This window comes from Vibrio sp. 10N.261.52.A1, from assembly GCF_002876325.1.
Taxonomy (GTDB): Bacteria; Pseudomonadota; Gammaproteobacteria; order Enterobacterales; family Vibrionaceae; genus Vibrio; species Vibrio chagasii.
Window position 1 is genome coordinate 1 of sequence record NZ_MCYD01001077.1, and the last position, 7,548, is coordinate 7,548.

The following is a 7,548-nucleotide window of genomic DNA, read 5'->3' on the forward strand; positions in this document are numbered from 1 at the left end:
ATGATAAATAGCTTTTATTTGATATTTATCATGATAAATTGCCTGGGTGTACATGATCAGAATGGAATGATTTTAGATGGGTAAATTCGAAGAAACCGCCAGCTTAACGTGGGAATGGCTAGAGTCTATTGCTCAATGCAGCCAAACATCCGATCCCGATAAAGAAGGGGTTACGCGTTTATGTGCGTCTGAAGAGCATGAAGAGGCAAACCGAAAGCTGCATGACTGGATGACAATGTCTGGTATGGAAGTTCGAATGGACAACGCGGCAAACTTAATTGGTCGTTACCCAAGTGCTAACCCAGACGCTAAGACACTGATCTTTGGTTCACACCAAGATACGGTACCTAATGGTGGTAAATACGATGGGATCTTGGGTGTAATACTGCCAATCGCATTGGTTAATTACTTTCACAACAACCAGTTAGAGTTCCCATTTCATATTGATGTGATTGCTTTTAGTGACGAAGAGGGCACGCGCTTTCAATCGACACTTTTAGGCTCAAAAGCGATTTCAGGCATCTTCGACTCTGCGATGTTGACAGCAGAAGACGCAAACGGCGTAAGCATGCGAGATGCTTTGGTGTCTTTTGGTTGTAACCCAGACCTCATCAGTGAAGACGCTTATGAGAAAGAAGATGTGCTTGGTTTTGTTGAACTGCACATTGAGCAAGGCCCGCAGTTAGAGCAAGCCAACCTGCCTGTAGGGGTAGTGACGGCAATGACTGGGATCGAGCGCCACACCTTGTCGATCATTGGTAAAGCGAGCCATGCGGGCACAGTACCGATGAACTTACGCCAAGATGCTTTGGTGGGTGCTGCTCAAGTGATCCATATGTTTGACCAACTGTGTAAGCGAGAAGAAGACTTAGTTGGTGTTGTTGGCAAAATTGCTAACTACCCGAATGGCGTTAACGTTATCCCTCAACAAACAGACATTACCATTGAGCTTCGTTCGCCAAATGATGCCTCTCGTATTGAAGCGCGAGAAGAGATGTTGGCGGAAATTGAAAGCCTGATGAATCAATACAATTTGGCTTACCGTCATGAACAGACTTATGAGCAATCAGCCGTGACCTGCGCTGAATCTTTGTCGTCGGTTTTAAGTAACGCGGTAAGTTTGTCGGGTATTACACCTAAACACCTATACAGCGGTGCAGGCCATGACGGGTTGGCAGTGAGTAAGCTCACCGATATTGCCATGCTGTTTATGCGTTGTACTGATGGCATTAGCCACCACCCAGACGAAGCAATTCTTCAGCAAGATTTGGTTGCTGCAGTCGAAGTGTTAAACCACTTCTGTCTATTGATGAAAGCAGAGCAAAAATAAACGATTCGAGATTTTGGTAGCAGTCTTTAACGGTATCTGAACAAAGTTCTGGTTATCGCCTGCTACAAATAACACAGAGCGCAGCTCTTAGGCGCTCCCTATACTAAGGAGATATTTGGTTATGGATATGACAGAGAAAATGGAAACAGCAGAGAAGAGGGCGTGGTATAAAAACGTACCAGACCCGATGGTTCTTATCTTTTTTATACTGGTAGCCACTTACCTTCTTACTTTTATCGTGCCGGCTGGTGAGTTTGAGCGCGTTGTCGTTGATGGTAGAACAACGGTTGTTGCTGATTCATTCACTTATATTGAAGGCGTTCCATCGGTACATTTCTTCGATATCTTCGTCTCTATTCCTAAAGGGTTGATTAGCGCAGCACCTTACTTGTTCATTGTGTTTATTGCAGGCGGTCTATTCCATATTTTGCAACGCACAGGCGCATTAGAAAATGCAATTGGTGTGGCTGTAAACAAAGCTGGAATTAAAAACCGTAACCTAATCATTACGATAGGCACGTTCATCTATGGTTTCTTTGGTGTAGCGGTTGGCTTTGAAAACAACATCGCTTTAGTGCCAGTTGCGGTCCTGATCTCAGCAGCGGTTGGATACTCGAGCTTAGTGGGCACTGTGATGGCAGTAGGTGGTATCGGCGTGGGTTTTGCTCTGTCACCGATTAACCCGTACACGGTTGGTGTTGCACAAGGTATCGCGGAGCTTCCAATCTTTTCTGGTGCTTGGTTGCGTACGGTGATGGTGCTTTCTTCTTTGGCACTGCTGTCTTACTACATTTGTTCTCGTGTCACTAAAATGGAGTTCAAAGAGCCTGAAACAGCGGGTGGTCTGAGCAAAGACATCTCTGAATACCAACTCAATAAGAAAGACAAAATGACCTTGGGCGTTTTTCTTATTGGCTTAGGTATCATGCTTTACGGTGTGTTCGCTCACGGTTGGTACATCAATGAGATCGCAGGTCTCTTCTTATTGATGGCGATTGCAATTGGTATCGTGAACGGCTTGGGTGCAAACGCTATTGTTAAGCAGATGATGGAAGGTGCGTCGGGCGTTACCTCTGGTGCGTTGGTTATCGGTGTTGCTGCCTCTATTCAAGTGATCCTTAACCAAGCGTCAATTATCGATACCATTGTTAATGCATTGAGTTCACTGATTCAAGATATGCCAATCGCGTTAGCTGCCATTGTGGCGAGTGTGGTTCAAGGCATCATCAACTTATTTATTCCTGGTGGTTCTGGTCAGGCTATGGTGACCATGCCGATCATGATCCCGGTTGCTGACTTAGCAGGTATGAGTCGCCAGCTGATGGTTACGGCATTCCAAGTGGGTGATGGCCTAACAAACCTTATTGTACCAACCTCTGGCGGCACGCTAGCGATGCTTGCGCTAGGTCGAGTGTCTTACGAGCAGTGGTTGAAAGCGATTGTGCCATTTATGCTGGTGGTTTATGCCCTATGTTGGGTGGCACTGTTCATTGGACAAATGATTGGTTACTAGTTTTTTTGGTGTTGAACATCTATGACAATTTCACTTATTCACGTTAATCCCAATACCGGTTTATCGGCTTCTATCTCTGCGACAGGAGGTGTTTCAGTCGGAGGCTATGTAAATCATAGCTGGCGAGGTGTCGGGGCGTGTGCAACTCAAGGGTTATTTACTAACCCTTGGTATGCAGACAAGGCGCGTGAGTTATTTATTCTCGGTAAGACGGCTGCTCAGGTTGTCGAGTCTTTAAAAGCAGGCGATGCCAAATATTCAAAACGCCAATGTATGGTGATGGATAAAAATGGCGACAGCGCTTTCATTCATGGGGATGACAATATCCCTTATGTTGGCTCGATTGCTTATCCTACGATTGCCGTTGCTGGGAACATGCTAGAAAGTGACAAGGTTTTACAGGCCTTTTCTGACAGCTTCATCGCTCAAGCGACGTTGAATCCAAGCTCAATCTTAGAAGATGGTGCGCCTGTTTATAGAGACAACTATGAAGCAGAGCTACCAGAAATATTGATTACTGCTTTGGAAGCTGCGTTGCAAGCGGGAGGAGACAAGCGAGGAACCTTTTCCGCATCACTCCGAGTAGAAAGCCTGACTAAAGCGCCGATTGATATTCGTGTTGATTGGGCTGATGGGTGCTTAATTAGTGAATTGCGAAAAGTGCTGGGGCGTGTCCGAGAGGCAGGCTTTCAAGATTTTCTAAACAATCTACCAAACCGGTAAGGATGAAGGTTCAATCGAAATATAAGCCAAGTGAGATTCAAATCACTTGGCTTTTTTGTTTTGCAATCTTTGAGGCGACTTTGCGTTAGTGCTTCGAAAAGAAAATTTCAGGCTTATGAGTTGGACCTGAATTACCTTCGAGTTGAGTCAGTACCAAACCTTGTTTGCCGACCAAAGAAGCGACCATTTGACGGTTGAACGGGTAGCTCTCAGTGTTGTTGATGAACTCTTCCACATCCACCCATTTGGCTTCTGCAATTTCATCCGTGTCTTGAATCGCAATCTCTTGAGTTTGAGCGATAAGGTGGCACACAAAGTAGAGGTTCGATTTGCCAAACTGATATGGATGGCGCGTTGCCATGCCAACCACTGAAACAAAGGTGGCTTCTATGCCTGTCTCTTCCATTGTCTCTCGAACCACAGACTCTTCGATACCCTCGCCAAGTTCAATGTGGCCACCAGGTAGTTTATAGCCTGTCATACCATGCTCTTTTATCATTAGCACTTGATTGTGTTCGTTGGTAATCAATGCGCCAGCACCCAAAGTATGGGTTGGGATGAAAGGTACAAATTCGACGATTTCGGATTTGTGGATCAGCGTTATCTCGTCTTCTAGACAATTGTGGAATACAAAGCCGAGCTCAGTCGCTACTGAGATAAGATGCGACAGTGAAATAGGTAAACTGATCCAGATAATGCCTTTGTTGTTTTGCTTTGAAAACTCGGTGATTTCGCTGAGCTCTGCGTGGAATGAGTCAGCATCGTGTGGTGCCGTCAGCGGGTCGATGATGATGCCGTTAAATTTGTCGAGCGTAAATTCCACGGTTGGTCCTTTGTTGTTTTGATTTATTGAGAGCCTTTTATAGAGGGAGCTTATAACAGATGTAGAGGTTATGACACCCGAAAAGCCAGTGACATGGAGATTGCTGGGCAAAGCGGTAGGTAAGAAACAAAAACTGCGCTTGGAAACCAGAGCGCAGTTTTAAAGTTGGAGTTATTTGAGTTCGTATCTAACGAACGTAGTTCGCATCAACGCTGACATACCAGTGTTGAAGCTTGCCGTCGGTTTTTTTGATCCACAAATCGTTGGTGTAACTCTCAATCTTGCCGTTAACCGTAAGGTTGAATGTGTTCTCGTCGAAGTCGCCAAGCTTCACAAACTGATCGGTCGTAATCAAAAACGGGTCCATGTCATCGACACCAACGGCATCGGATATCACGTAGTAGTGATAAGTGAATGGTTTGCTCGCATCATTTGGATTACTGCGGTATGCCACAAGCTTGAACGGTTCCGTCAGTGGGACATCGAGCGTTTGCTTGTCCATGGTCGCGGGGATTGGAATAAATAACCAAGCCGTAAATAGGCCGCAAGCCAAAACCATCAGGAAGAAAAGAGTCTTAATTGCTTTCATAGCAACCTTCAAAATAGGTGATGTTGAAGGCGCTATGGTAACAGGTTTGATTTGTCGATTGTAAGAGTATGAATAAGTGAAGGCGGCACCACTCTGTTAGGAAATTTGAACAAATTGACTCACTGTTCATAATTTGTTGTTTGTAAATCTGAACGAGTAAGCCCCTTACGACAACTCATTGTTTAATTAATGAGCGTGGCCTTGTGATAGGTTGATCAACATGACGCCTGCGGCAACAAGCCCCATGCCAATCCAAACTTTTGTGTCCAGGTGTTGGCTGTAAACGAAGGTCGAGATTAAGCTCACTGTCAAAATGGCTAGTCCAGCCCATAGAGAGTGCACCACACCAACAGGCATCCCCTTCATCGCTTGGCTCAAAAATAGAAACGCTGCCAAGTGCCCTGAGATCACCAGCAATGCGGGCACTGGCTTAGACAAACTAAACCCGTCAGTGGCTTTAAGTGCAACGTGAGAAAGTGCTTCAGCCATTACGCCCATCATCAAGAAAAACCAGCTCATATTCGTACCTTTATCTTTGTATTGTTTGTGTTGGTATAGCGTTGGAGTTTAAAAGTGTTAATCGTTGTTTAAGATAGTTGCAGCCAAACAGCAGGCACAAAAAAGCCCACACCTCACGCTTTTGCAAGGTGTGGGCTAAATAGGTGTTGCTACTTGTTTAGGTAAGCCGCGTGGAACTCAATGTGCTCATCAATAAAGCTAGAGATAAAGTAGTAGCTGTGGTCGTAACCTGGCTGCATACGTAGCTCTAAATCGGCATTGGTTGTCTTCGCTGCTTCTACCAATTGCTCAGGTTTCAGTTGTTCAATTAGGAAGTTATCCGCTTCGCCTTGGTCAACCAACATTGGCAGTTTAGTGCCTTTGGTTTTTAGAAGCTCAAAGGCGTCGTACTGCTTCCACTCTTCAATATCTAAGCCTAGATATTGGTTAAATGCTTTTTGGCCCCAAGGACATTGCATTGGGTTACTGATTGGGCTAAATGCAGAGATAGAACGGTAGCTATCTTCGTTCTTGATACCAATCGTTAGGGCACCGTGTCCACCCATGCTGTGACCAGAAATTGATTTCACTGATGTTACAGGGAAGAAAGACTCAATCAGTGCAGGAAGCTCTGTTACCACGTAATCGTACATGTGGTAATGGCTGTCCCATGGCGCTTGAGTAGCATTCACGTAGAAGCCTGCACCTTGGCCTAAGTCGTAGCTTTCATTGTCAGCAACGTTCTCACCACGTGGGCTTGTATCCGGTGCAACAATAGCGATGCCTTGCTCAGCCGCAGCTTTAAATGCGCCGGCTTTTTGCATAAAGTTTTCATCGGTACAGGTTAGGCCTGATAACCAATATAAAACAGGAACTGGGTTTTCTTTGCTTGCATTGGGTGGCAAGAAAATCGCGAAACGCATATCGCAGTCAAGCGTTGCAGAAAAGTGGGTGTATTGTTTGTGCCAACCACCAGCAACCTTTGCTTGGCTAATGTTTTCGATTGTCATTTATTGTGCTCCGTTAGGTTGATGGTTTCGGAATTTATGTATTTGTTTTCTATAGCTTAAGCTAGAGGTTTCACCACCCACCGGGCAGGAGGTGGTGAAGACAGTTTCGCTCTGATGTTTAAGTCAGAACTGTGGTCTCGACAGTTAGGTGCCGAGACCAAGGAGAATTATCTGTCCATGTGTAACACAGTACGGATAGATTCACCTTTGTGCATTAGGTCGAATGCGTCGTTTACTTCGTCAAGGCTCATTGTGTGAGTGATGAACTCTTGAAGACCAAACTCACCCGCCATGTAACGGTTTACGATTTCTGGAAGCTCAGAGCGGCCTTTAACACCACCGAAAGCAGAACCACGCCATACACGACCTGTTACTAGTTGGAATGGACGAGTTGAGATCTCTTGACCTGCGCCTGCAACACCGATGATTACAGATTCGCCCCAACCTTTGTGACAACATTCAAGAGCTTGACGCATCACGTTTACGTTACCGATACACTCGAATGAGTAATCAACACCACCGTCTGTCATCTCAACGATAACGTCTTGGATTGGCTTGTCGAATTTCATTGGGTTGATGCAATCAGTCGCGCCAAGTTGTTTTGCTAGCTCGAATTTGCTCTCATTGATATCAACACCGATGATTTTGCTTGCACCAGCCATGCGAGCACCGATGATTGCAGAAAGACCGATACCGCCTAGACCGAATACAGCAACTGTGTCGCCTTTTTCAACTTTAGCTGTGTTCAGTACCGCACCCATACCAGTGGTTACGCCACAGCCTAGAAGACAAACTTCCTCAAGAGGAGCTTCTTTAGCTACTTTCGCTAGTGAAATTTCTGGAAGTACAGTGTACTCAGAGAAAGTAGAACAACCCATGTAGTGGAAGATTGGCTCACCGTTAATAGAGAAACGGCTTGTACCATCTGGCATTAGACCTTTACCTTGAGTTTCACGAACAGCTTGGCAAAGGTTAGTTTTACCAGACTTACAGAACTTACATTCGCCACATTCTGCTGTGTAAAGTGGGATAACGTGGTCGCCAACTTCAACGCTTGTTACG

8 protein-coding genes are annotated in these 7,548 nt (G+C 45.4%); 3 read left to right on the forward strand and 5 right to left on the reverse strand.

Annotated elements, in window-relative coordinates; translation table 11 throughout:
* The first annotated feature begins 76 nt into the window (after positions 1-76).
* The 3 genes from BCT81_RS23245 to BCT81_RS23255 all read left to right on the forward strand — a co-directional run bounded on the left by BCT81_RS23245 (position 77) and on the right by BCT81_RS23255 (position 3,566).
* On the forward strand, positions 77-1,330 hold the full coding sequence (locus BCT81_RS23245; RefSeq protein ID WP_102426009.1) for an allantoate amidohydrolase: 1,254 nt from the start codon (positions 77-79) through the stop codon (positions 1,328-1,330).
* A 121-nt stretch (positions 1,331-1,451) separates the two neighbouring features.
* A complete protein-coding gene (locus tag BCT81_RS23250; RefSeq protein WP_102426010.1) occupies positions 1,452-2,843 on the forward strand; it encodes an AbgT family transporter in 1,392 nt (463 codons plus the stop codon).
* Positions 2,844-2,864: 21 nt separating this feature from the next.
* The gene (locus BCT81_RS23255; RefSeq protein ID WP_102426011.1) at positions 2,865-3,566 is read left to right on the forward strand and encodes a DUF1028 domain-containing protein; all 702 of its coding nucleotides are present in this window, start codon (positions 2,865-2,867) and stop codon (positions 3,564-3,566) included.
* Positions 3,567-3,651: 85 nt separating this feature from the next.
* Here BCT81_RS23255 and BCT81_RS23260 read toward each other — a convergent pair whose 3' ends face one another.
* The 5 genes from BCT81_RS23260 to BCT81_RS23280 all read right to left on the reverse strand — a co-directional run.
* Positions 3,652-4,389: an NUDIX domain-containing protein gene (locus BCT81_RS23260; protein ID WP_102426012.1), complete on the reverse strand. Its 738-nt coding sequence runs from the start codon at positions 4,387-4,389 to the stop codon at positions 3,652-3,654.
* Between the two features lie 187 nt (positions 4,390-4,576).
* Positions 4,577-4,978 (reverse strand): hypothetical protein, encoded by a 402-nt coding sequence (locus BCT81_RS23265; RefSeq protein WP_102426013.1) that lies wholly within the window; start codon positions 4,976-4,978, stop codon positions 4,577-4,579.
* Between the two features lie 186 nt (positions 4,979-5,164).
* A complete protein-coding gene (locus BCT81_RS23270) occupies positions 5,165-5,497 on the reverse strand; it encodes a multidrug efflux SMR transporter (protein WP_008218062.1) in 333 nt (110 codons plus the stop codon).
* 149 nt (positions 5,498-5,646) lie between these two features.
* Positions 5,647-6,486, reverse strand: a complete 840-nt coding sequence (gene fghA / locus BCT81_RS23275; RefSeq protein WP_102426014.1) for an S-formylglutathione hydrolase — start codon at positions 6,484-6,486, stop codon at positions 5,647-5,649.
* A gap of 167 nt (positions 6,487-6,653) precedes the next feature.
* The coding region (locus BCT81_RS23280; protein ID WP_102426015.1) for an S-(hydroxymethyl)glutathione dehydrogenase/class III alcohol dehydrogenase at positions 6,654-7,548 on the reverse strand (895 nt) is incomplete at its 5' end.